The organism is Nocardioides sp. Kera G14 (genome assembly GCF_020715565.1).
In the GTDB taxonomy this organism is placed as follows: Bacteria; Actinomycetota; Actinomycetes; order Propionibacteriales; family Nocardioidaceae; genus Nocardioides.
Genome location: NZ_CP085839.1, coordinates 3,436,220 through 3,457,603 on the forward strand (window position 1 = coordinate 3,436,220; position 21,384 = coordinate 3,457,603).

Genomic DNA, 21,384 nt, shown 5'->3' on the forward strand with positions numbered 1-21,384 from the left:
CGAGGCGAACCCCGATGCGCAGCCTCAGCGGCCGTGGTGAGGTAGGCCCATGCACATCGCCATCGCCGGGAGGCTCACCGGGCGGATCTCGAAGTGGGTCGTCCTGGTGTTGTGGATCCTCGTCATCGTCGGCGCCTCCGGTCTCGCCGGGAAGCTGGCCGACGTCCAGAACAACGAGGCGTCGAGCTGGCTGCCGTCCTCCGCCGAGTCGACCAAGGCGCTCGCCAAGCTGGCGCCGTTCCAGGACGTCGACGACATCCCGACGATCGTGGTCTACGAGCGCAAGGGCGGCCTGACTCCGGCGGACTTCGCCGCGATGGCCGAGCAGGCGACGGAGATCGCGAAGCTCACGGGTGTCGTGGTGCCGTCGAGTGGCCCCGCTGTCATCACCGCGCCGGACCTTGCCACGGGCCAGAAGCTCGGCCTGGTGTCGGCCGACGGCGAGGTGGCCCAGTCGATCGTCACCTTCAACGTGGGCAGCGACGGCTGGAACGCACTGCCGCCGATCACCGACAAGCTCAACCGGATCGCGACCCTCCCCGACGGCGGCCACACCTACCTCGCTGGCGCCGGTGGGCAGGCCGCGGACGCCGCCGACGCGTTCGCGGGGATCGACGGCGCGCTGCTGTTCGCGACGCTCGGTGTGGTGATCGTGATCCTGCTCTTCACCTATCGCAGCCCGGTCCTCTGGGTGCTGCCGATCCTGTCCGCGGTCTTCGCCCTCTTCACCGCGGAGGCCATCGTCTACCTGCTGGCCAAGTACGCCGACCTCACGGTCAACGGCCAGTCGCAGGCGATCCTGTCGGTCCTCGTCATCGGGGCCGGCACCGACTATGCGCTCCTCCTCGTTGCCCGCTATCGCGAGGAGCTGCGACGGCACGAGGACCGTCACGAGGCGATGGCCTTCGCCCTGCACCGGGCGGCTCCCGCCATCGTGGCCAGTGCCGCGACCGTGGCTATCGGCATGCTCTGCCTGCTCTTCGCCGAGATGAACTCGACCGCTGGTCTCGGTCCGGTCGCTGCCGTCGGCGTGGCGACGACCCTCGTCGTCATGCTCACGCTGCTGCCGGCGCTGCTGGTGATCTGTGGTCGCTGGGTCTTCTGGCCGGCGCGCCCGACCTTCGGCTCCGAGGAGACGACGGCCCGCGGGCTGTGGGCCCGGGTGGGGATGAGGATCAGGCCGCGCCCGCGCGCGGTCTGGATCGGCACGAGCCTGGTCCTTGCCGCCTGCTGCCTCGGCCTCTTCGCCCTGTCGACCGGCAACATCCCCAGCGAGGAGCAGTACACGAAGGACTTCGACTCCGTGCTCGGCACACGGGCGCTGGTCGACCACGGTCTCGCCGACACCTCGACGCCGATCCAGGTCGTCGCCGACGACTCGGGCTCGGCCGCGGTGGTCGACGCGATCAGGACCGTTCCCGGCATCGGCGCGGTGAACGACCAGGTTCCAGCCCAGGGTGGTGTGAAGTACCTCGAGATCGCCCAAGGCATCGACCCCGCGGGGGACAAGGCGGCGGACCAGGTCCGCGCGGTCCGGACCGCGGTGCACCACGTCACTGGTGCGGAGGCGCTGGTCGGTGGATCGGCGGCGCTCTACCTCGACACGGCGGAGGCCTCCAGTCACGACAACGCCGTGATCATCCCCGTGGTCCTGCTGGTCGTCATGGTCATCCTGATAGTGCTGCTGCGCGCCCTGTTCGCGCCGTTGCTCTTGATCCTCACTGTCGTGCTCTCGTACGGCACGGCCCTGGGACTGTCCGCGCTGATCTTCAAGGCGCTCGGGTTCCCCGGCTCGGACAACTCCTTCCCGCTCTTCGTCTTCGTCTTCCTCGTGGCGCTCGGGATCGACTACAACATCTTCCTCATGACGCGGGTGCGTGAGGAGACCCCGGCACGGGGCACCCGTGAGGCGGCTCTCGTCGCGCTCTCCTCGACCGGCGGGGTGATCACCTCGGCCGGGCTCGTCCTCGCCGCGACGTTCGCCGTCCTGGGCAGCATCCCGCTGGTCTTCCTCGCGGAGCTGGGCATCGCAGTCGCACTGGGCGTCATGCTCGACACGATGGTGGTGCGCTCGGTGTTGGTCACGGCGCTCAACCTCGACCTCGGCTCGCGGATCTGGTGGCCCTCCCGCCTCGACAGAAACTCGGTGGCGACGCCTCGTTAGGGTTCTCCCATGAACCAGAGCGCCGTCTCCGCCCAGGAAGCCATCGAGGCGATCCAGGCGCACGAGGCGTGGGCCCTCATCCGGCGCTCGACGCGGGCGGGGGAGCGGGAGACCGTCGGCGCCCTCGGCGGGACCCGGTCCGTGGTCGAGTCGATCATGGACATCCCGCTCGAGACCGGAGTACCGGCCGACGGTCACGTCGCGGACCGGTTGGTCGCGGTGCCGTTCCGGCAGGTGACCGAGCGCGGCTTCGAGGCCCACGACGACGGCACGCCGTTGGTCGTCGTCGACATCGAGACCGAGTTCGAGCTCTCCGTCGCCGACGTGCTCGAGGCCCTGCCCGACACCGACTTCGAGTTCGCCGACCGCGGCGGCTTCACCATCGACGACGCGTCCTACGAGAAGATCGTCGAGCAGATCATCGACGACGAGATCGGCCAGGGTGAGGGCGCCAACCTTGTCATCGGCCGCCACTTCCGCGCCGTGATCGCGGACTGGGACGCCGCCAAGGCGCTGACCGTCTTCCGCCGCCTGCTCGAGCGCGAGCGCGGCGCCTACTGGACGTTCTGCTTCTTCACCGGTGACCGCTACCTCATCGGCGCCACGCCCGAGCGGCACGTGAGCATGTACGGCGGCGACGTACGGATGAACCCGATCTCGGGCACCTTCCGGCTCCCCTCCGGAGGTGACGCGACGACCGCGGAAGAGGCCGCGGCCGCGCTCAAGCCCCAGCTCCTCGAGTTCCTCAAGGACGAGAAGGAGATCTACGAGCTCTACATGGTCGTGGACGAGGAGCTCAAGATGATGTGCGAGATCTGCAACGAGGGCGGCCAGGTGCTCGGCCCCTTCCTCAAGCCGATGTCGCGCCTGATCCACACCGAGTACCTGCTGGCCGGTCGCAGCAGCAAGGACCCGCGCGAGGTCCTCCGCGACACGATGTACGCCGCCACCGTCACCGGTTCGCCCGTCGAGAACGCCTGTCGCCTGATCAAGGAGTACGAGCCGGAGGGTCGCGGCTACTACGCCGCCGCGCTGGCGATCTTCGGCCGCGACACGTCCGGCGCGCCCGTGCTGGACAGCCCGATCACCCTGCGTACCGCCGACGTCTCGATCGACGGCCACCTCAAGGTCAGTGCGGGCGCCACCCTCGTCAGGGACAGCGATCCGGCGTACGAGGTGGCAGAGACGCACGCCAAGGCCGCCGGCATCCTCGGCGCCTTCGGTCTCGTCGCCCCGGCGGCGCCCGCGAGCCAGCTGGGCGTCGCGGAAGTGGTCGCCGACGAGGACGTCCTGCTCGAGCTCAACCGCCGGAACCGTCGCCTGAGCCAGTTCTGGCTCACCGACCAGGCCGGCGAGGACCCCGACCCGCGCCTGGCCGGAAAGCACGTCGTGATCCTTGACGGCGAGGACGACTTCGTGAAGATGATCCGCCACATCCTCGGCGTCTTCGGCATGACGTCGGCCGTGGTGCGCCACGAGGACTACGCGCCGGAGCGGTTCGACGGAGCCGACCTCGTCATCGTCGGGCCCGGCCCCGGCGACCCGCGCGACGACGCCGACCCGAAGATGGGCCAGCTCCGTGCCGCCGTGGCCTACCTGATGGAGCAGGAGCGACCGTTCCTCAGCGTCTGCCTCGGCCACCAGGCCCTCTGCCACACCCTCGGGCTCTCGCTCGGCGTCAAGGACATCGTCTTCCAGGGCACCCAGTCCGCCGTGCCGTTCACCGATCACGGCCGCACCCGCACCGAGCGTGTCGGCTTCTACAACACTTTCGTCGGCCGCGTCACCGTCGGCCCCGAGGGCGCGACGCTCCCCGAGGGCGTCACCGTGGACGCCGACCCGGAGACCGGCGACATCCACGCGATCCACGGCCGGCACTTCCAGGGCATCCAGTTCCACGCCGAGTCGATCCTGACCGAGCGCGGCTTCGACCTCCTCCACGACCTCGTCAGCACCCTCCTCCTCGACTGAACGGCGCGGACCACCAAGTCGACCGCCCAGTCCTCTGGAACGATCCAAGACCCATCCAGTAGCGTGGTGTGCATGGTCACGACGCCTGACGAATCTGTGGCTCCCCACGTCATCGTGCTCTTCGGCGCGACGGGTGATCTCGCCCGCCGCAAGCTGCTGCCCGGCCTCCTCCGCCTGCACGAGGCGGGACTCCTGACCAGCGCCCAGATCATCGGCACCTCGCTCGACGACCTGGACAACGACGCGTTCCTCAAGCTGGCCCGTCAGGCGTGCGAGGAGTTCGGCAAGGGGGAGATCACCGACGCCCGCTGGGCGCCCTTCGAGTCGATGCTCTCCTACATCCCGACGACGCAGGGTGCCAAGGCGCTCAAGACGGTCGTCGAGCAGAAGCGCAAGGCGCTCGCGGCGTCCTCGGGTGTCAAGATCGACGGCGTACGCCTCCTGCACTACTTCTCCGTGCCACCCAAGGCGGCGCTGGTCGTGATCAAGGAGCTCCAGGAGGCAGGCCTCGTCACCAAGGCCCGCATCATCATGGAGAAGCCGTTCGGCACTGACCTCAAGAGTGCGAAGGCGCTCAACGCGGCCGTGCACGAGGTCTTCGACGAGGAGCAGATCTTCCGCATCGACCACTTCCTCGGCAAGGAGGCGGCGCAGAACATCCTCGCCTTCCGCTTCGCCAATGGTCTCTTCGAGCCGATCTGGAACCGCAACTTCATCGACCACATTCAGATCGACGTGCCCGAGACGCTCGGTCTCGAGGGGCGCACGGCGTTCTACGAGTCGACCGGTGCCTACCGCGACATGGTCGTCACGCACCTGATGCAGATCCTCGCGTTCGTCGCGATGGAGCCGCCGACGTCGCTGGCTCCGGGCCCGATCTCGGACGAGAAGAACAAGGTCTTCCGCTCGATCCAGCCGCTCGACCCGACGAACAACGTCGTGCGCGGCCAGTACACCGGCTACCGCGGCAAGGAGGAGGTCGCGGACGACTCCGACACCGAGACCTTCATCGCGCTCAAGGTCATCATCGACAACTGGCGCTGGAGCGGCGTGCCGTTCTTCCTCCGCACCGGCAAGAAGATGGCCGAGGGTGCGCGCATCATCTCGATCGCGTTCAAGGAGCCCCCGCTCACCATGTTTCCGGCCGGGTCCAACGCCGGTACGGCGGGCCCGGACCACCTCACCTTCGACCTGGCCGACCAATCGAAGCTGTCGCTGTCGTTCTACGGCAAGCGACCCGGCACCGGCATGAAGCTCGAGAAGCTCTCGATGCAGTTCGCCACCGAGGACACCACCTCGGCGAGTGGCGTGCTCGAGGCGTATGAGCGGCTCATCTTCGACGCCATGCGTGGCGACCACACCCTCTTCACCACGGCTGACGGCATCGAGACGCTCTGGGAGATCTCTCAGCCGCTGCTCGACAACCCCCCTCCCGTGCGGCTCTACGCCCCCGGCTCGTGGGGGCCCAACGCCATCCACCAGCTCATCGCCCCCCACACCTGGCGGCTCCCCTTTGAGCGCGCATGGCGTGAGAAGGGCACCACGAAGGTCACCCGCTGATCCCTTCGGGTTCGTCCAGCGCTCTTTCAGCCGCGATTCAGTCGTGCATGGCAGTCTTTCAGTGTGAGTTCAGCCGCCCCGAAGCCCCGCGCCCTCGTCGTCGACGATGACAAGGCCGTGCGTGAGTCCCTCCGTCGCTCCCTCGAGTTCAACGGGTACGACGTCGCGCTGGCCGAGGACGGAGCGGAGGCCCTGGCCGTCATCGGAGCCGCCAAGCCCGACGTCGTCGTGATGGACGTGATGATGCCGAGGCTCAACGGAGTCGAGGCGACGAAGGCGCTCCGGGCAGCCGGCAACGACGTACCCATCATCGTGCTCACCGCCCTCGACGCCGTCGGCGACCGGGTCGACGGCCTCGACGCCGGCGCCGACGACTACCTCACGAAGCCGTTCGCCCTGCCGGAGCTGCTCGCCCGCCTGCGTGCCCTGCTCCGTCGCGCCGTGCCGGTCGAGGAGGGCGAGGAGGAGGAGGTCTTGGCCTTCGCGGACCTCTCGATGAACACCACGACCCGCGAGGTACGCCGGGCGGGCCGTGCGATCGAGCTGACCCGGACCGAGTTCACCCTGCTCGAGATGTTCCTGCGCCGGCCGCGCCGCGTCCTCGACCGCAGCTTCATCCTCGAGGAGGTCTGGGGCTATGACTTCCCGACCACCGCGAACTCCCTCGAGGTCTACGTCGGCTACCTCCGGCGCAAGACCGAGGCCGAGGGCGAGACGCGCCTGATCCACACCGTTCGCGGCGTGGGCTACGTCCTGAAGGAGTCATGAGCGGCTTCGGGACGGCCATCTCCGAGCGCCTCCATCGTCGTTCCCTGGCCTCCCGGGTCACTCTGTTGACGACCATGGCGGTCGCCTTGGTCGTGACTGTCTTCGCGGCGGTCTGCTACTTCGCGGTCCGCGATCAGGTCCGGTCGGCCGCCGACGAATCGCTGATGCAACGGGCTCAGATCGCGTCGCAGAGTTACGTGGACCCCGCTGGCCGGCTCCTGATCCCCAACTGGGTGATCGGCGCCGGCGACGTGCGGGTCGGTGTCATGAGCAACGACGGCCGGACCTTCTCACGACCCGACATGGACAACAGCAGCGCCTACCCCGAGCTCGGCGCGCCCGAGCGGGCCGTCGCGCAGGGCCAGTCGCAGCGCTCGCTGCGCACCATCTCCGCCGACGGCACGGCGTACCGCGTCGTGGCCGTCCCCCTCGAGCGGGGTGCCGCACTCGTCATCGCGCAGTCCCTGGCGCCCCAGGAGCGGGTGCTGCACAAGCTCGGCATCTTGATGCTCCTCCTCGGCATCGCCGGCATCGTCGGTGCCGGACTGGCCGGATGGGCCGTGGCGAGCGGCGGCCTGCGACCCGTCAGGAGGCTCACGACCGACGTCGAGGAGATCGCCCGGACCGAGGACCTCACCCCTCTCGAGGTCGAGGGCGTCGACGAGATCGCCCGACTGGCCGCAGCCTTCAACGGCCTCCTGGTGGCGCTCGCCGCCTCCCGCGACCGGCAGCGCCAGCTCATCGCCGACGCCGGCCACGAGCTGCGCACACCGCTCACCTCCATGCGGACCAACATCGACCTGCTCACCCAGGCCGACCTCGCGCTCGACCCACAGCAGCGAGAGGAGCTGCTGGGCGACGTACGGGCGCAGATGGAGGAGCTCACCAACCTCATCGGTGACCTCGTCGCGCTGGCCCGTGAGGAGGAGCAGCAGTCCGCGGTCGGACCGGTCGAGCTGCATGTGCTCCTCGACCATGCCGTCTCACGGGTCCGGCTGCGCGCGCCGAGCGTCCTCTTCGACGTCCGTGCCGAGCCGTGGTGGGTCGTCGGCGAGGCTGCCGGCCTGGAGCGCGCGATCACCAACCTGCTCGACAACGCGGCCAAGTTCTCGCCGCCCGACAGCACCGTCCACGTCACCCTCTCCGGAGGCACGGTCACGGTCGACGACGAAGGCCCGGGCATCGCCGACGAGGACCTTCCGCACGTCTTCGACCGCTTCTACCGCAGCGCCGAGTCCCGAGCGATGCCGGGCTCCGGCCTCGGCCTCTCGATCGTCAAGCAGACGGCCGACCGGCACAGCGGCACGGTCTCCGCCGGTCGCAACCCGGAGGGCGGCGCGCGGGTGACGCTGCGCATTCCCGGTGCTCCCTCACCGGTTCCGGCAGGTGCGCCAGCCTGACAGGATGGGGGGATGACGTGGTTCGCCTCCCCGACCGACGCAGCTGATCGCCTCCGCGCGACGGGCTACCTGGCGAGCGACGCCATCGCCCTGATCGCCTATCTGGCCGGTGCGCTGGAGAAGCCGGTGCTCGTCGAGGGCCCTGCCGGTGTCGGCAAGACCGAGCTGGCCAAGGCCGTCGCGACGGCCACGGGTGCGGAGCTCGTCCGACTGCAGTGCTACGAGGGGCTCGACGAGGCCCGCGCGCTCTACGAGTGGAACTACAAGAAGCAGCTCCTCCGCATCCAGGCCTCCGCCGACGGCGAGGGATGGGACGAGACGCACGACAACATCTTCAGCGACGAGTTCCTCCTCACCCGCCCGCTCCTCACCGCCATCCGGCGCGAGGAGCCCACCGTCCTGCTGATCGACGAGGTCGACAAGACCGACGTGGAGGTCGAAGGGCTTCTCCTCGAAGTCCTCTCCGACTTCCAGGTCACCATCCCCGAGCTGGGCACCATCGCCGCCGTACGTCGTCCCTTTGTGCTCCTCACCTCCAACGCGTCCCGCGAGCTCTCGGAGGCCGTGAAGCGGCGATGCCTCTACCTCCACATCGACTATCCCGACGCCGACCGGGAGAAGGCGATCATCACCGCCCGCGTTCCCGGCCTGCCGGACAAGGTCGCGACCCAGCTGGTGCAGGTCGTCGCGCGCCTCCGCGACCTCGAGCTGAAGAAGTCCCCGAGCATCGCAGAGTCGATCGACTGGGCGCGCACGCTGATCGCGCTGCACATCGCCAATCTCGACGACAAGGTCATCGACGAGACCCTCGGCGTGGTGCTCAAGCACTCCTCCGACGTCGCCCGCGCGGCCCGCGAGCTCAAGCTCGGCAAGCCCGACCGCAAGCTCACCCAGTGGAACTGACCGATGTCACTTCTGGATAGGCACCTCGCCTTCCTCGAGGCCCTCCGCGGCGCCGGGATGCCGGTGAGCCTCTCCGAGGACCTCGACGCGGTGCAGGCGCTCGGCCTCGTCGGCTGGGGCGAGCGCTCCCAGGTCCATGACGTGTACGCCGCCACCCTGGTCAAGCGCGCCAGCCAGCGGCCCACCTTCGAGGAGCTCTTCGAGCTCTACTTCCCCCGAATGGTCGGTTCCTCCCCGCCGAACGGGCAGTCGCTCACCACCGAATCCGGCGTTCCTCCCGAGGCGTTGGCGCCCGAGGAGCTCCAGGAGGCGCTGGAGCAGTTCCGCCAGGAGCTCGTCGACTCCCTCGCCTCCGAGAACCGCCAGCAGAACCGCCAGCTCGCCACGCAGGCCGTCGGACGGTTCGGCTCGATGCCCGGTCGCGGACCCGGGATGTCCAGCTGGTCGTCGTACACCGCGCTTCGCCGGCTCGACCCGGGGGAGATCGAGCGGCGTCTCACTGAGGCGCTGCAACAGCAGGGCTGGCCCGAGGGGCAGGCGCGGGAGGCGGCAGGTCGGCGCGTCCGGGAGTACCAGCAGATGGTCGAGGCCGACGCCCGCCGGCGGATCGCCGAGGAGAAGGGCCCCGACCAGATCGCCAAGGTGACCGTCCGCCCGACGATCGAGAAGCTCAACTTCCTGCACGCCCGCAAGGCCGACGTCGAGGAGCTGCGCCGCCAGCTCTACCCGCTCGCTCGGAAGCTCGCGACCCGGATGGCCAAGCAGAAGCACGCCCGCCGTCGCGGCCCGCTCGACATCCGCCGCACGATGCGTGAGTCGATGTCGTACGGCGGCGTGCCGCTCGACACGCGTCACCGGCCCAAGCGCCCGCACCGCAACGAGCTCGTCGTCCTCTGCGACGTCTCCGGCTCGGTCAGTCACTTCGCCACGTTCACGCTGCTGCTCGTGATCGCGCTGCGTGAGCAGTTCAGCAAGGTGCGGGCGTTCATGTTCGTCGACGACATCGTCGAGGTGACCGACGCGATGCAGCCCGGCGCCGACCTCGTCGACACGATGGAGGAGCTCACCAAGCAGGCCAACTACGCCGCGACGGTCGGGCGGACCAACTACGGCCGGGCCTTCAAGCGCTTCGCCGAGAAGTACCCCGACGCCGTCGGCCCGAAGAGCGCGCTGCTCATCCTCGGCGACGCCCGCAGCAACTACGCCGACCTCCACCTCGACGCCCTGCGGGAGCTGGCCGACCGTGCCCGGCACAGCTGGTGGCTCAACCCCGAGGTCGAGATGCAGTGGGACGTCGGGGACTCCGCCGCGACTCCCTACGGCCGGATCGTGCCGATGGTCGAGTGCCGCAACCTCGAGCAGCTCACCGAGTTCGTCCACCACCTCGCCTGACAGGAACCACCATGCTCGTCGCCTTCTCCGTCTCGCCCACCTCCGCCGCGGACGAGGACGGCTCCGTCGCCGAAGCGGTCGCGGCCGCCGTACGGGTGGTCAAGGAGTCCGGGCTCCCATGGGAGCTCACCTCGATGTTCACGACGATCGAGGGCGAGTGGGACGAGGTGTTCGACGTGGTGAGGCGTGCGACCGACGCGGTCCTGGCAGTCTCCCCGCGCGTCGGCCTGGTGCTCAAGGCCGACATCCGGCCCGGCTACACCGGCCAGCTCTCCGAGAAGGTCGAGCGGGTCACTCGCCTGCTCGACTGAGCGTCCAGGTCCGGCTCTCCAGCTCCGCCTCGCCGTAGAACGGGGCGAGGTCGGCGAGGGCCGACTTCACGGCCGGTTGCGGGGAGGCCTCGGCAGCCTGCGCACCGTGGACGTAGTGGTCGAGCCCGTGCGCCGCCCACGGTGCGGCGTGACCGTCGTCGAACCGCACGGTCACCTTCCCCGGTCGGTCCCGGCCGGGGTCACCGTCCAGCGTCGGAACCACGTCGCCGTGGTTCTCGAGCGAGATGAGGCGCGTGTACGCCGGCAGTGACTGGTCCTGCACGGGCGACCCTGCCGTCACGATGTTGGTCACGTGGTAACGCCGGCTCTGGGCGATCTCGGCGGCCTCCATGCCGCCGAGGCTGTGGCCCACGATCAGCACCGGCTCCGTGGCCGCGATGCCGCTCGCCCGCATGGCCCGCTCGATCGAGGCCTGGTAGCTCGTCGGTCGGCCGAGCCGGACCGACGCGTCGGTGCGCAGGTTCCGCTGGCTGGCGGTGTCCAGAGGCGACAGCGTGTCGGTCCCGCGGAGGTAGACGATGTGCCTGCGGCGGCCGTCAGGTGCGGTCAGCGTCTGGACCGCGATCACCGGCCCCGCCTCGTTGACCTGGTCGAGCGTGCGGAGGAGGTCGACCAGACTGTGAGGAGCAGTGGTGGCCAGCGTCGGCGGAGCGAGCACCGCGGCGGAGCCGGGTTGACGGACGCTGTAAGCCGTGAGCAGGAGGCGCGCTGCGGCTCCCGCCGGGGTGAGCGCCAGCGCGGTCCCTGCGACCCCGAACTCCGCCTCGACCAGCGGGTGCAACCGGGCCGCCGCCACGTCGGCGCCGCTGATCAGGCGCACCGTCGTGCGCACGCCGTGGGCCGCCGCCTCGGCATGGAGGCCGCTCGTGACGCCCAGGCCGCCGACGACACCCAGCGCCGCTTCGGCGGCGGCACCCGTGGCCGGCGAGGCCGCCAGGGTGGGTGCGACCTCGGCGACGATCAACCCGACCCGAGCAGCCCGCCCCGCCGCCCGAAGGGCAACGGCGTCGAGCTCGCCCGCGAGGCTCATGGCCTCGGCGTGCGCCATCTCCAGCGTCGGAGTGGGGCCGACGTCGGTCATGCTGCGCTCCTGATCGCGCCCACCGCGATGTCGACGACCGAGGAGCCCACCGCGGCGACCAGGCTGACCTCGGCGGTGGCGACCTTGTGGACGAGGACGGCGTCGGCCGCGACGTCGAGGGCGATCGCCATGGCGTGGAGCTCGCGGACGAGCTCGGCCGAAGCCTCGCGGAAGGCGGCGCCGCTCAGCCCGCGCCAGCTGAGCAGCGCGGTGCGGTGCTGCAGGTGCTCGGCGTCCTGCCGGCACTCGTCGGCAAGCCGGCGCAGGTGGGAGACGTGGTGATCCATGCCCGACAGGGTCCCCGAGAGCGCCGTCCGGCGACAGGGGCTTCTCCGCGCCTGTGGAGAACCGACTAGGAGATGTACGCCGACAGGGCGTCGAGACCGCCGGCGATCTCCTCGGCCGACCCGGCGAAGGACATCCGCACGAAGCGATGTCCGTCCACGGTGTCGAAGTCCACGCCGGGTGCCACGGCGACCCCGGTGTCGGCCAGCAGTTGATGCGCCCAGCCCATGGTGTCGGACGTCAGATGACCCACATCGGCCCAGACGTAGAACGCTCCGTCGGCCGGCGCAAGACGCGTGATCCCCATGTCTGTCAGGCGATCGAGCATCACGCGACGGTTGGCGGCATAGCGCGCGACGTGTCCGTCGAGCTCCGCCTTGGCGTCCTCGGAGAAGGCCTCCACGACCGCGCGCTGCCCGAGGGCCGGCGGGCAGATCGTGAAGTTGCCGGTCAGCACCTCGACCGCTCTGCGCAGATGCGAGGGGGCGAGCATCCACCCCAGGCGCCAGCCGGTCATGGAGAAGTACTTGGAGAAGGAGCCGAAGACCACGGGACGTCGCGAGGTCGCCCACGTGGTGCGGGACAGTCGCGTGTCGCCGTACTCGAGGCCGTGGTAGATCTCATCGCTGATCACCTGCACGCCCTGCTCCTCGCACCACGCGGTCAGCTCGACGAGCTCGTCGGGGAGCAGCATCGTGCCGGTCGGGTTGGCCGCGGAGGCCAGCAGCAGGCCCTTGAGCCCGGGCACGGCCGCGAGTTGGGAGACGGTCGGTTGGAACCGCGTCTCCGGCCCGGTCTCGAGCTCGACGACCCGACATCCCAGTGCAGCAAGGACATTGCGGTAGCAGGCGTAGTTGGGCCGTGCCATCGCGACGACGTCGCCGGGCTCGAAGGCGGCGAGGAAGGCCAGCAGGAAGCCGCCCGAGGCACCGGTCGTGACGACCACGTCGTCGGGGGAGACGTCGACGTCATACCAATCCCCATAGTGGGAGGCGATCGCGGCACGCAGCTCGGGGATCCCGACCGCGGGCGTGTAGCCCAGGGGGTCGCCGGAGGCCAGGAGTCGCGTCGCCTCGGCGCGTACGGCCTCGGGCGCGCCCGTCGCCGGCTGGCCGGAGTGCAGCGCATAGACCGGGGCGCCCGTCGCTGCACGGCGGGTGGCCGCGTCGATCATGTCCATCACGTGGAAGGGCGGCACGTTCGCCCGTTGCGCGGCCGTCCATCGGGCACCCAGATCCATGCTCCGACCCTAAGCCGGTCGGTAAGGTTGAACCCCGCCACCCCAGACACGAGGTGACCGCATGAGCTTCGACGCCGACCAGCTCGACACGTTCGTGCTGATCGGCGCCGCCGTCACGCTGGTCGCGATCCTCGCCGTGCGCGTCTCCTCCCGCACGGGCCTGCCGACGCTCCTCGTCTATCTGCTCATGGGTGTCGTCATGGGCGAGTCGGGCTTCGGGATCCAGTTCGAGGATGCCTCGGTGTCACACGCACTCGGCTTCGCGGCGCTGGCGCTGATCCTCGCCGAAGGTGGCCTGACGACCGCTTGGCATGAGGTCCGGTCCTCGATGCGGCTCGGTGCGACGCTGGCGATCCTCGGCGTCGCGATCACCGTCGCCGTCGTGGCGCTGGCGGGCCACTACGTCCTCGACCTCGACTGGCAGCTCGCCGTGCTGCTCGGTGCGGTGACGGCGCCGACGGACGCGGCTGCGGTCTTCTCGGTGCTCCGGGTCGTGCCCCTGCCACGCCGGCTGACCGGTGCGCTCGAGTCGGAGTCCGGACTCAACGACGCCCCGACCGTCGTGCTCGTCACCCTCATCTCGACCGGCGCGGTCCACGAGCATCCGCTCTGGATGGTCGGCGGGATCGTTCTCTACGAGCTCGCCGCCGGCACCGTGATCGGGCTCGTGATCGGCTTCGGCGGCGGCTGGGTGATGCGTCGGGCAGCCCTTCCCTCGTCCGGTCTCTACCCGTTGGCCGTCCTCGCCCTGACCTTCCTCGCCTACGGCCTGGGCGCCGCCGTGCACGGCAGTGGCTTCGCCGCCGTGTACGTCGCCGCCCTGGTCCTCGGCAACGTCGAACTGCCTCACCGCGGAGCCACGAGGTCCTTCGCCGAGGGACTCGCCTGGCTGGCACAGATCGGCCTCTTCGTGATGCTCGGGCTGCTGCTCTCACCCGGCCGGATCACGTGGGACACCGTGGGCCTGGCGCTCGTCGCAGGTCTCGTGCTGACCTTTGTTGCCCGACCACTGTCGGTGCTCGCCTCGACCGCGTTCGAGCGGATGGGCTGGCGCGATCGGGCCTTCCTGTCCTGGGCCGGGCTGCGCGGAGCGGTGCCGGTCGTGCTGATGACGATCCCGCTGGCCGAGGGCGTGCCCGGCTCGGAGCGACTCTTCGACATCGTCTTCGTGATGGTCGTCGTCTACACGCTGCTGACCGCACCGACGCTGCCCCTGCTTGCACGCTGGCTCGGCATCGCCCGCCCCACCGACCCGCGGGCGCTCGACCTCGAGGCCGCGCCGCTGGAGCGGCTCGCGGCCGACCTGCTGCAGATCGCGATCACGCCGGGCTCACGCATGCACGGTGTCGAGGTCAGCGAGCTCCGCCTGCCCCACGGCGCCTCGGTCTCGCTCATCGTCCGTGACGGTCAGGCGATCGTGCCGGAGCGGCGCACCGTGTTGCGCCGGGGCGACGACGTACTCGTCGTGACGCCGCGCGCCGACCGCGAGGCGACCGAGCGCCGACTCCGTCAGGTCAGCCGGCACGGCCGGCTGGCGCGTTGGAACGCCTCCTGACCCTGCGAGGCGGAGGTGCTACGGCGAGCAGATCGTCGTGTCCTTGGACGCCTTGACCGAGGACTCCCCGGTCTCCGGCTCCTTGAACCTGTCGCCGACGACCACGACGACCCCGACCTGCGACACCGACTTCTCGACCACCTTGGCGTCGGGCAACCGGGAGGCGACGAGCTTGACGGCCGGGCTGGCCGGGTCGTCGGTCCAGATCTGGACGTTGGAGACGCCCGACTTGGCCGGCGCGTTGGCGGACTGGCCCTTGTTGAAGCCCTGGTCGGTGAACTGCTGCATGGTGCGGCTCGCGAGCCCAGCGCGACGCCCCGCGTTGAGCACGCTGACGGTCACCTCGTCGGGCGTGACGGAGTCGCCCGCCTTGACCGGCGTCTCGGTGCAGACCGCCGTCTCCGTGACGACACTCGGCAGCGGCTTCATCACCTGTCCCCACCCCCACGCCGCCGCCAGCAGGAGCACGACGAGGAGTCCCCCGATGGTCAGTGCGGTCCGCAGGAAGGGGTTCATGCCGACGTACCGTATCGAAGCCGGGCGGACGTCAGAGGTGATGCACGCGGGCGTGCAGGACGTGACGCTGCTGCAGAGCCGCACGCAGAGCGCGGTGGAGACCGTCCTCGAGGTAGAGCTCCCCCTCCCACTCCACGACGTGCGCGAAGAGGTCGCCGAAGAAGGTCGAGTCGTCGTCCAGGAGCGCGTAGAGGTGAAGCGTGTCCTTGGTGGTGACGAGCTCATCGAGGCGGACCTGGCGCGGCGGAATGCCGGCCCACTCCTTGGTGGAGAGGCCGTGATCGGGGTAGGGACGCCCCTCGCCGACGCGCTTGAAGATCACGTCAGTGACTCTAACAACGGGCCCTTGGTCCGCCTTAGAGTGCGGCCATGACCGATGCTCCCGTGTCTCTGCCGGACAACCCGATCTACCAGGCCGTCCAGCCCGGCTACGTCTTCGAGGGTGCGGCGCTCGAGCTCGGGGGCCTCATGGTCGACGCGTCGACGTTGACCGACGTGCACGTGAAGATCCCGATCGGCATGCTCAACCGGCACGGCCTCGTCGCGGGGGCGACCGGCACCGGCAAGACCAAGACGATCCAGCTCATGATGGAGCAGCTCTCCGAGGCAGGCGTGCCGGTCTTCGCCGCCGACATCAAGGGGGACCTGTCGGGCCTCGCGACCCCGGGTGCGCCCAGTGACAAGGTCAGTGCCCGCGCCGCCACGGTCGGCCAGACGTGGGAGGCCACGAGCTTCCCGGTCGGCTACTTCGCGCTGGGTGGTGTGGGCTCCGGCGTCCCGATCCGGGTGTCGGTGGAGACCTTCGGCGCGACGCTGCTCTCCCGCGTGCTGGGCCTCAACGACACCCAGGAGTCCTCGCTGGGACTGGTCTTCCACTACGCCAAGAACGCCTCGCTCAAGCTTGTGGACCTCGCCGACCTGCGTGCCGTCCTCCAGTACCTCACCTCCGACGAGGGGAAGTCCGATCTCTCCGGGCTCGGCGGACTCTCGTCCGCGACCGTGGGCGTGATCCTGCGCGAGCTGATCGCCTTCGCCGACCAGGGCGCCGACCAGTTCTTCGGAGAGCCGACCTTCGACTCCTCCGACCTGCTCAGCACCACGGCCGACGGCAAGGGCCAGATCTCGCTGCTCGAGCTGCCGAACCTCACCGATCGGCCGCAGATCTTCTCGACGTTCCTGATGTGGCTGCTCACCGACCTCTTCCGGAAGCTGCCCGAGGTCGGGGACCCCGACAAACCCAAGCTGGTCTTTTTCTTCGACGAGGCGCACCTGCTCTTCAACGAGGCGTCCAAGGACTTCCTCACGACGATCACGCAGACCGTGCGGCTCATCCGCTCCAAGGGTGTCGGCGTCTTCTTCATCTCCCAGTCGCCGACCGACATCCACGAGGACGTGTTGGCGCAGCTCGGGTCCCGTGTCCAGCACCAGCTGCGGGTCAACACGCCCAACGACGCCAAGGCGCTGAAGTCCACCGTCAACACCTACCCCACGTCGTCGTACGCCGACCTCGGCTCCGTCATCACCACGCTGGGCATCGGCGAGGCGATCGTCACCGTCATGAACGAGCGCGGTGCGCCGACGCCCGTGGCCTGGACGCGTCTTCGGGCACCCGAATCCCTGATGGCGGCCAGCGATCCGGCGTCGATCGCTGCCGCCGTGGCGGCCTCACCGCTGCAGGCCAAGTACGGCACGGTGGCGACTGTCGACTCCGCCGCCGACCAGCTGGGCGCGAAGATGACGGCCTCTGCGGAGGCCGCCAAGGCGGAGGCTGACGCCAAGGTCGCCGCCAAGAAGGCCAAGGCCCCGGCGGCCAAGCCGAAGGGCCGCGCGAAGAAGGAGAAGTCGATCGTCGAGGAGATCGTCACCTCGACGACCTTCCGTCAGGTCGCGCGACAGGCTGCCCGCACTGCGGTCCAGCAGATCTTCAAGAAGCGCTGACTGTCCTCAGGCGGTCCAGCGCAGGCCCTCGGCGACGATGTCGGCGAGGGCGTGGACCCCGTTGAGATCCTCGCGCTGACCCATCAGCCGGGCCACCGCGCTGGCGTGGCGGATCCTGGGATCGGTGCGCTGCTGTTCCTGCTCGAGCTCGACGTCGATGTCGTTTCCCCGAGTGGCCGGTGCGTTCCCCATGGCACTCTCCTCTGACATTCGGTGACTGTGACGGATGGTGCTGAAGAGTCATCGTCGGATGCGAACGTCGCCGGAAGGTTGATCGCAGGTTACGACGATGTTGAAACCCTCGCCGCGACGAAGAGTTCACCGTCGACGAGCCCCCACCCGGGCCGCTTCGGCACCTCCGCGGCCGTCCGACGGTCGAAGACGGAGTCCAACGGATCGGCCAGACGCAGCTCGATGCGGGTCTCCAGCAGGTCCCGCAGTGCCGGCCGTACGTCGGCCCACCGGTGTGCCGCCAGCAGGATCCTCAGTCCCGACACCGACAGGGCTGCGCGCACGAGCGCGTCCTCGACCAGCGGGTGTTCCTGTCGCAGGACGCTCCAGTCGTCGACAAGCAGTACCGTGCCGGACACGAGCAAGGCGGGAAGCTGCGGCGCCCGGGGGTCGAGCTCGAGGATCGGCCCGGTCCCCGCGGCCTCGAGACCGGTCGCGATCGTCGCCAGCAGGCTGCTCTTCCCACTGCCCGGACAGCCGACCACCGCCACATGCCCGCCTCGGGAGGGGAGGGTGACGACCCGCCGCGCGACGGGGTCATCGGTCACCCCCACCACCACGGATCCTGGCTCTCCTGCCGTCGAATCGGGAGCCTCCTGAGCCAGCAGGTCCGTCAGGTGGGGTGACTCCTCGAGCGGCGGGAGCCAGATCGGCGCCACCGGCTCGGCCGAACCGACGACCTGGCCGATCGCCTGGGCACAGAAGCCGTCGTCGGCAGCAGCCACACGTAACCGCACCGGAGTCTCCGGCCCCGCGCGGAGCAGCGCCCAGCCGGGCTCGCGCGGCAGGGTCGCCGCGTCGGCAATCCCCAGCACTGCACGGGATTCTGCGTCCGTGAAGGTGCGCAGCGCGAGCCGCCACGAGAGGTGCGCATCGAGCTCACGTAGGCGGGTCTCATCGAGTCGTTGCGAGGCGAGCACCAGATGGACGCCCAGCGAGCGGCCGAGTCGCCCGACGCGCACGAGCACCTCCAGCACGCTCGGGTGGGCCGTGAGGAGCTCGCTGAACTCGTCGATGACCAGCACCAGCGGCACTGTCGCGTCGCCGCCCCGGACCAGTCGCTGGCGGCGGTCGAGCTCGGCGTCGAGCGCCCGCACCATCCGCGGCACGAGGCCCGGCGAATCGGCCAGATTGGTGACGAGCCCCGCGCAGTGCGGCAGGGCGGCGAGGTCGCCCAGCCCGGTGCCGCCCTTGAAGTCCACCAACAGGAACGTCACGTCGTCAGGTGACAGCTGCAGGGCGAGGGAGAGGACGAGCGCCCGCAGGAGCTCGGACTTCCCTGACCCGGTCGCGCCCACGATCACTCCGTGCGGCCCGACGCCGCCCAGGGCGGCCTCACGCAGATCCAGCCACATCCCCTCGGCGAGCTCTGCCCGCAGGGTCCCGGATCCCCAGTGCGGTGTCGGGTCCCGCGGGACGACGGTCCGGGACGACAGTGCTCGAAGGCGCGCCGCGTGTCTCACCGCCAGGACCCGGCAGACGGGGTCGGCATCCGCCTCGGACGGCGGTTCCCAGTCGGGTGAGGGCGCGAGTCCGGCCAGCAGGTCGGCGTACGACGTGCGGCGGGTGGCCACGAGACGGCGCCGCGACGAGAGCTGATGGTCGAGTTGCAGGCCGCTGCCGAGCAGGGTCGCGCCGATCATCACGAGGGCGACGAGCAGATGACCACTCGCCGCGGTGAGCACTCCCACGGAGGCGAGACTCGCGACGACCGGCAGTGTCTGCGCGAGCCAGCCGTGCGCGCGCTCGGGCAGCGGCGGCGGGCTGGGCAGGAGCGGCATGGCCGAGACCCTAGGCACGAGACCGCGGCCCGTGACGCCCACGGAGCCGGCGCTGTGGATAACCGACAGCACCGACCCGATCACTGCCGCATCATCGTCGGCGGACGACGCGGAACAGGAGACCCTCATGTCAGCGACCATCACCGGGCAGGTCACCGGTGCCCTCGACCGGGCGGCGACGCTCACTCTGGCTGCCAAGGCCGACCTCGACGCCCAGCTCGTCCGGCTCGGGCAGGAGCTCACGATGGGCTCCGGCACCTGGTCGGGAGCGGGCGCGAACGCCTTCCAGTGCGCCTTCGACGGCTGGGCCACCCAACAGCGCCGGCTCCTGGCGAGCCTGCAGTGGTTCCACGACCAGCTCCGCGCGATCGAGGCACTCAACGCCGCCACGGACGCCGGCCAGGCCGGCTCGTTCGGTACGTCGGGAGGTGCACAGTGAGTGACCGGATCTTGGTCAACCACGCGGCGCTCGAGGAGGCGGTCGCGACGCTCGGTCGCGCCGTCGCAGCCACCGAGGCTCGGCTGTCGCAGCTCGACCATGACCTCACGCCGCTGCACACCGACTGGTACGGCCAGGCACAGGTGGCCTGGCACACGGCCCAGGCGCAGTGGCGTGCGGCCGAGGAGGAGATGCACGGCGTACTCGCCGAGCTGGGAAGCCGACTCTCCGCTGCTCAGGCCGCGTACCAGGCAGCGGATCAGGCCGGCGCCCGGGCGTTCCAGTGAGCGTGCTGGACCGCCCGACTGCGGTCGCCGCGGTGGTTGCGGCCGAGTCGGCGTGGGTGCCCGGCTGGCAGCGGATCGTCACCAGGGCAGCGCTCCCGGCCCTGCCGCTGCTGCTGGCCATCGGCCGCCTCGACGCGGTCGGAGTCGCCGTCGTCGCCGCTGCGCTGGCGCTCGGGTCGCGGCTCGTCCCCGCCGTGGCTGCGCAGTCGCTCCACGGCGGTCGTCGCGCTGACATCCGCACTGCGCGAGAGCGCTCCCTCACGGCGTACGTCGTCGCCGGCCTGCTCCTCGCGGGTGCTCTCGCACGGACGGGTGACGACGCGTGGGCGCTGGCCGTGTCGCTCACTGCAGCGGTGCTCACCCTGCTGCAGCACCGGCCACCCTTCACCAGACCGACGCTCGCCGTCGGTGCCGAAATGGCCGAATCCCTTGCCCTGCTGGGCATTCTGCCTCTCATGGCGATGGCGACACGGGGCTGGTGGCAGTGACGGAGCAGACGTCGCTCTCACCGCGGGAGCAGCTCACCGTGGCTGCGTGGGAGCGGCGCCGCATGGTCGCGGCGTTGCTCACCGGAGACCCGGACGGGCCGCTGCCGCCCTTCGCCCGACCTCTCGTCGGCGGCCTCGCTGCTGCGGCCGTCGTGGTGGCCGTGATCCTGATTCGCTGACGCCCCACGGCCTGGGGGAGGATCGCCGGCGTGAGCCCGGCGATCCTCCTTCTGGTGCTCGGCTCGGCGGTCCTGCATGCGACGTGGAACGCGATCGCCCACGGTTCCCGCGACCGGCTGGTCAACATGGCACTCGTCGAGTCGACGTTCGTCGTCATCCCGGCGATCGCGATCTGCCTCACCGGCCTGCCGGACAGCGACGCGTGGCCGTTCATCATCGCGAGCGGAATCACGCACACCTGCTACATGCTGACCCTCCTCACGAGCTTCCGGCTGGGCGAGTTCAGCCAGGTCTATCCGCTCGCCCGCGGCACCTCGCCGTGGGTGGTCGCCCTCATCTCGCTCACGCTCCTGCACCAGCACCTGCCCGCCCTGCAGGTCCTCGGCGTCATCGTCGTCTCGGCCGGCCTGCTCCTCCTGGTCATGCTGGGCGGGGTCCCCACGCGCCACCACGTGCCGGCGATCGCCGCGGCCGTCGGCACCGGACTGCTGATCGCGACCTACACCGTCATCGACGGCGAAGGGGTCCAGCGGACCGAGCCGCTGACCTACATGGCGTGGTCCTTCCTCGCCCAGGGCCCGTGGCTGATGGGGTGGCTGCTGGCCACGCGTCGACGCGCGGCGATCACGCAGATCCGCCAGCAGTGGTGGGCAGGCATCCTCGGGGGAGTCGTCTCGATGGTCGCCTACGGCACCGTGATCTGGGCGCAGAGCAAGGGCCACCATCTCGCCCCCATCGCCGCACTGCGCGAGACCTCGATCGTCTTCGGCGCCCTCATCGGGGCGCTCTTCTTCGGCGAGCGCCTCGGCTGGGGGCGTGCGGTCTCGGCTGCTGTCGTCGTTGCCGGCATCGCCCTCCTGGCCGTCTGAGGTG

Annotated in this window: 22 protein-coding genes; 15 read left to right on the plus strand and 7 right to left on the minus strand. The window is 70.1% G+C overall.

Annotation, left to right across the window (positions count from 1 at the left end; all coding sequences use genetic code 11):
- The first annotated feature begins 49 nt into the window (after positions 1 to 49).
- The 8 genes from LH076_RS16750 to LH076_RS16785 all read left to right on the plus strand — a co-directional run bounded on the left by LH076_RS16750 (position 50) and on the right by LH076_RS16785 (position 10,469).
- Complete coding sequence (locus LH076_RS16750) at positions 50 to 2,164, plus strand: MMPL family transporter (RefSeq protein WP_227781894.1); 2,115 nt, start codon at positions 50 to 52, stop codon at positions 2,162 to 2,164.
- A gap of 9 nt (positions 2,165 to 2,173) precedes the next feature.
- The gene (locus tag LH076_RS16755) at positions 2,174 to 4,135 is read left to right on the plus strand and encodes an anthranilate synthase family protein (RefSeq protein WP_227781895.1); all 1,962 of its coding nucleotides are present in this window, start codon (positions 2,174 to 2,176) and stop codon (positions 4,133 to 4,135) included.
- Positions 4,136 to 4,207: 72 nt separating this feature from the next.
- Positions 4,208 to 5,695, plus strand: coding sequence for a glucose-6-phosphate dehydrogenase (gene zwf, locus LH076_RS16760; RefSeq protein WP_227781896.1), 1,488 nt, complete (start codon positions 4,208 to 4,210; stop codon positions 5,693 to 5,695).
- Positions 5,696 to 5,758: 63 nt separating this feature from the next.
- Positions 5,759 to 6,463 (plus strand): response regulator transcription factor, encoded by a 705-nt coding sequence (locus tag LH076_RS16765; RefSeq protein WP_227781897.1) that lies wholly within the window; start codon positions 5,759 to 5,761, stop codon positions 6,461 to 6,463.
- Positions 6,460 to 7,863 carry a sensor histidine kinase gene (locus tag LH076_RS16770; protein ID WP_227781898.1) on the plus strand — a complete coding sequence of 468 codons (1,404 nt, stop codon included), beginning with the start codon at positions 6,460 to 6,462 and terminating at the stop codon, positions 7,861 to 7,863. Before LH076_RS16765 ends, LH076_RS16770 begins: the two co-directional genes overlap by 4 nt.
- 12 nt (positions 7,864 to 7,875) lie before the next feature.
- The gene (locus tag LH076_RS16775; RefSeq protein ID WP_227781899.1) at positions 7,876 to 8,766 is read left to right on the plus strand and encodes an AAA family ATPase; all 891 of its coding nucleotides are present in this window, start codon (positions 7,876 to 7,878) and stop codon (positions 8,764 to 8,766) included.
- Between the two features lie 3 nt (positions 8,767 to 8,769).
- Complete coding sequence (locus tag LH076_RS16780) at positions 8,770 to 10,158, plus strand: vWA domain-containing protein (protein WP_227781900.1); 1,389 nt, start codon at positions 8,770 to 8,772, stop codon at positions 10,156 to 10,158.
- Positions 10,159 to 10,169: 11 nt separating this feature from the next.
- The gene (locus tag LH076_RS16785) at positions 10,170 to 10,469 is read left to right on the plus strand and encodes an MTH1187 family thiamine-binding protein (protein ID WP_227781901.1); all 300 of its coding nucleotides are present in this window, start codon (positions 10,170 to 10,172) and stop codon (positions 10,467 to 10,469) included.
- On the opposite strand, the gene LH076_RS16790 is transcribed toward LH076_RS16785, so the two are convergent.
- From LH076_RS16790 to LH076_RS16800, 3 genes are all read right to left on the minus strand, one after another.
- Entirely contained in the window at positions 10,450 to 11,571 is a 1,122-nt protein-coding gene (locus LH076_RS16790; RefSeq protein WP_227781902.1) for a hypothetical protein, read from the minus strand. The two genes, LH076_RS16785 and LH076_RS16790, sit on opposite strands and share 20 nt — an antisense overlap.
- Positions 11,568 to 11,858, minus strand: a complete 291-nt coding sequence (locus tag LH076_RS16795; RefSeq protein ID WP_227781903.1) for a hypothetical protein — start codon at positions 11,856 to 11,858, stop codon at positions 11,568 to 11,570. Before LH076_RS16795 ends, LH076_RS16790 begins: the two co-directional genes overlap by 4 nt.
- A 65-nt stretch (positions 11,859 to 11,923) precedes the next feature.
- Entirely contained in the window at positions 11,924 to 13,096 is a 1,173-nt protein-coding gene (locus LH076_RS16800) for an aminotransferase class I/II-fold pyridoxal phosphate-dependent enzyme (RefSeq protein WP_227781904.1), read from the minus strand.
- 61 nt (positions 13,097 to 13,157) lie between these two features.
- Between LH076_RS16800 and LH076_RS16805 the strand changes: the two genes are divergently transcribed.
- On the plus strand, positions 13,158 to 14,651 hold the full coding sequence (locus tag LH076_RS16805; RefSeq protein ID WP_227781905.1) for a potassium/proton antiporter: 1,494 nt from the start codon (positions 13,158 to 13,160) through the stop codon (positions 14,649 to 14,651).
- 18 nt (positions 14,652 to 14,669) lie between these two features.
- On the opposite strand, the gene LH076_RS16810 is transcribed toward LH076_RS16805, so the two are convergent.
- Positions 14,670 to 15,167 (minus strand): LytR C-terminal domain-containing protein, encoded by a 498-nt coding sequence (locus tag LH076_RS16810; RefSeq protein ID WP_227781906.1) that lies wholly within the window; start codon positions 15,165 to 15,167, stop codon positions 14,670 to 14,672.
- A 31-nt stretch (positions 15,168 to 15,198) separates the two neighbouring features.
- Complete coding sequence (locus tag LH076_RS16815; RefSeq protein WP_227781907.1) at positions 15,199 to 15,489, minus strand: type II toxin-antitoxin system VapB family antitoxin; 291 nt, start codon at positions 15,487 to 15,489, stop codon at positions 15,199 to 15,201.
- Between the two features lie 47 nt (positions 15,490 to 15,536).
- On the opposite strand from LH076_RS16815, the gene LH076_RS16820 reads away from it, so the two are divergent.
- Positions 15,537 to 17,105, plus strand: a complete 1,569-nt coding sequence (locus tag LH076_RS16820; protein WP_227781908.1) for a helicase HerA-like domain-containing protein — start codon at positions 15,537 to 15,539, stop codon at positions 17,103 to 17,105.
- 6 nt (positions 17,106 to 17,111) lie between these two features.
- Here the strand turns inward: LH076_RS16820 and LH076_RS16825 are convergent, their stop codons facing one another.
- Together LH076_RS16825 and LH076_RS16830 are read right to left on the minus strand one after the other, a co-directional pair.
- Positions 17,112 to 17,297, minus strand: a complete 186-nt coding sequence (locus LH076_RS16825; protein WP_227781909.1) for a hypothetical protein — start codon at positions 17,295 to 17,297, stop codon at positions 17,112 to 17,114.
- An 89-nt stretch (positions 17,298 to 17,386) separates the two neighbouring features.
- Complete coding sequence (locus LH076_RS16830; protein WP_227781910.1) at positions 17,387 to 19,117, minus strand: FtsK/SpoIIIE domain-containing protein; 1,731 nt, start codon at positions 19,115 to 19,117, stop codon at positions 17,387 to 17,389.
- Between the two features lie 127 nt (positions 19,118 to 19,244).
- Between LH076_RS16830 and LH076_RS16835 the strand changes: the two genes are divergently transcribed.
- From LH076_RS16835 to LH076_RS16855, 5 genes are read left to right on the plus strand one after another with little or no spacing between them, the layout of a single operon-like run.
- Positions 19,245 to 19,556 (plus strand): WXG100 family type VII secretion target, encoded by a 312-nt coding sequence (locus tag LH076_RS16835; RefSeq protein ID WP_227781911.1) that lies wholly within the window; start codon positions 19,245 to 19,247, stop codon positions 19,554 to 19,556.
- Complete coding sequence (locus LH076_RS16840; RefSeq protein WP_227781912.1) at positions 19,553 to 19,843, plus strand: WXG100 family type VII secretion target; 291 nt, start codon at positions 19,553 to 19,555, stop codon at positions 19,841 to 19,843. Before LH076_RS16835 ends, LH076_RS16840 begins: the two co-directional genes overlap by 4 nt.
- Positions 19,840 to 20,331, plus strand: a complete 492-nt coding sequence (locus tag LH076_RS16845) for a hypothetical protein (protein ID WP_227781913.1) — start codon at positions 19,840 to 19,842, stop codon at positions 20,329 to 20,331. The genes LH076_RS16840 and LH076_RS16845 overlap by 4 nt, the downstream gene beginning before the upstream one ends.
- On the plus strand, positions 20,328 to 20,510 hold the full coding sequence (locus LH076_RS16850; RefSeq protein WP_227781914.1) for a hypothetical protein: 183 nt from the start codon (positions 20,328 to 20,330) through the stop codon (positions 20,508 to 20,510). Before LH076_RS16845 ends, LH076_RS16850 begins: the two co-directional genes overlap by 4 nt.
- 30 nt (positions 20,511 to 20,540) lie before the next feature.
- Positions 20,541 to 21,380 (plus strand): EamA family transporter, encoded by an 840-nt coding sequence (locus LH076_RS16855; protein WP_227781915.1) that lies wholly within the window; start codon positions 20,541 to 20,543, stop codon positions 21,378 to 21,380.
- Positions 21,381 to 21,384 lie beyond the last annotated feature (4 nt).

Coding starts and splice junctions, on each gene's coding strand:
- LH076_RS16805 (WP_227781905.1), top strand. CDS start 13,158: ATGAGCTTCGACGCCGACCAGCTCGACACGTTCGTGCTGATCGGCGCC.
- LH076_RS16750 (WP_227781894.1), top strand. CDS start 50: ATGCACATCGCCATCGCCGGGAGGCTCACCGGGCGGATCTCGAAGTGG.
- LH076_RS16770 (WP_227781898.1), top strand. CDS start 6,460: ATGAGCGGCTTCGGGACGGCCATCTCCGAGCGCCTCCATCGTCGTTCC.
- LH076_RS16780 (WP_227781900.1), top strand. CDS start 8,770: ATGTCACTTCTGGATAGGCACCTCGCCTTCCTCGAGGCCCTCCGCGGC.
- zwf (WP_227781896.1), top strand. CDS start 4,208: ATGGTCACGACGCCTGACGAATCTGTGGCTCCCCACGTCATCGTGCTC.
- LH076_RS16755 (WP_227781895.1), top strand. CDS start 2,174: ATGAACCAGAGCGCCGTCTCCGCCCAGGAAGCCATCGAGGCGATCCAG.
- LH076_RS16795 (WP_227781903.1), bottom strand. CDS start 11,858: ATGGATCACCACGTCTCCCACCTGCGCCGGCTTGCCGACGAGTGCCGG.
- LH076_RS16810 (WP_227781906.1), bottom strand. CDS start 15,167: ATGAACCCCTTCCTGCGGACCGCACTGACCATCGGGGGACTCCTCGTC.
- LH076_RS16800 (WP_227781904.1), bottom strand. CDS start 13,096: ATGGATCTGGGTGCCCGATGGACGGCCGCGCAACGGGCGAACGTGCCG.
- LH076_RS16775 (WP_227781899.1), top strand. CDS start 7,876: ATGACGTGGTTCGCCTCCCCGACCGACGCAGCTGATCGCCTCCGCGCG.
- LH076_RS16830 (WP_227781910.1), bottom strand. CDS start 19,117: ATGCCGCTCCTGCCCAGCCCGCCGCCGCTGCCCGAGCGCGCGCACGGC.
- LH076_RS16785 (WP_227781901.1), top strand. CDS start 10,170: ATGCTCGTCGCCTTCTCCGTCTCGCCCACCTCCGCCGCGGACGAGGAC.
- LH076_RS16820 (WP_227781908.1), top strand. CDS start 15,537: ATGACCGATGCTCCCGTGTCTCTGCCGGACAACCCGATCTACCAGGCC.
- LH076_RS16790 (WP_227781902.1), bottom strand. CDS start 11,571: ATGACCGACGTCGGCCCCACTCCGACGCTGGAGATGGCGCACGCCGAG.
- LH076_RS16835 (WP_227781911.1), top strand. CDS start 19,245: ATGTCAGCGACCATCACCGGGCAGGTCACCGGTGCCCTCGACCGGGCG.
- LH076_RS16825 (WP_227781909.1), bottom strand. CDS start 17,297: ATGGGGAACGCACCGGCCACTCGGGGAAACGACATCGACGTCGAGCTC.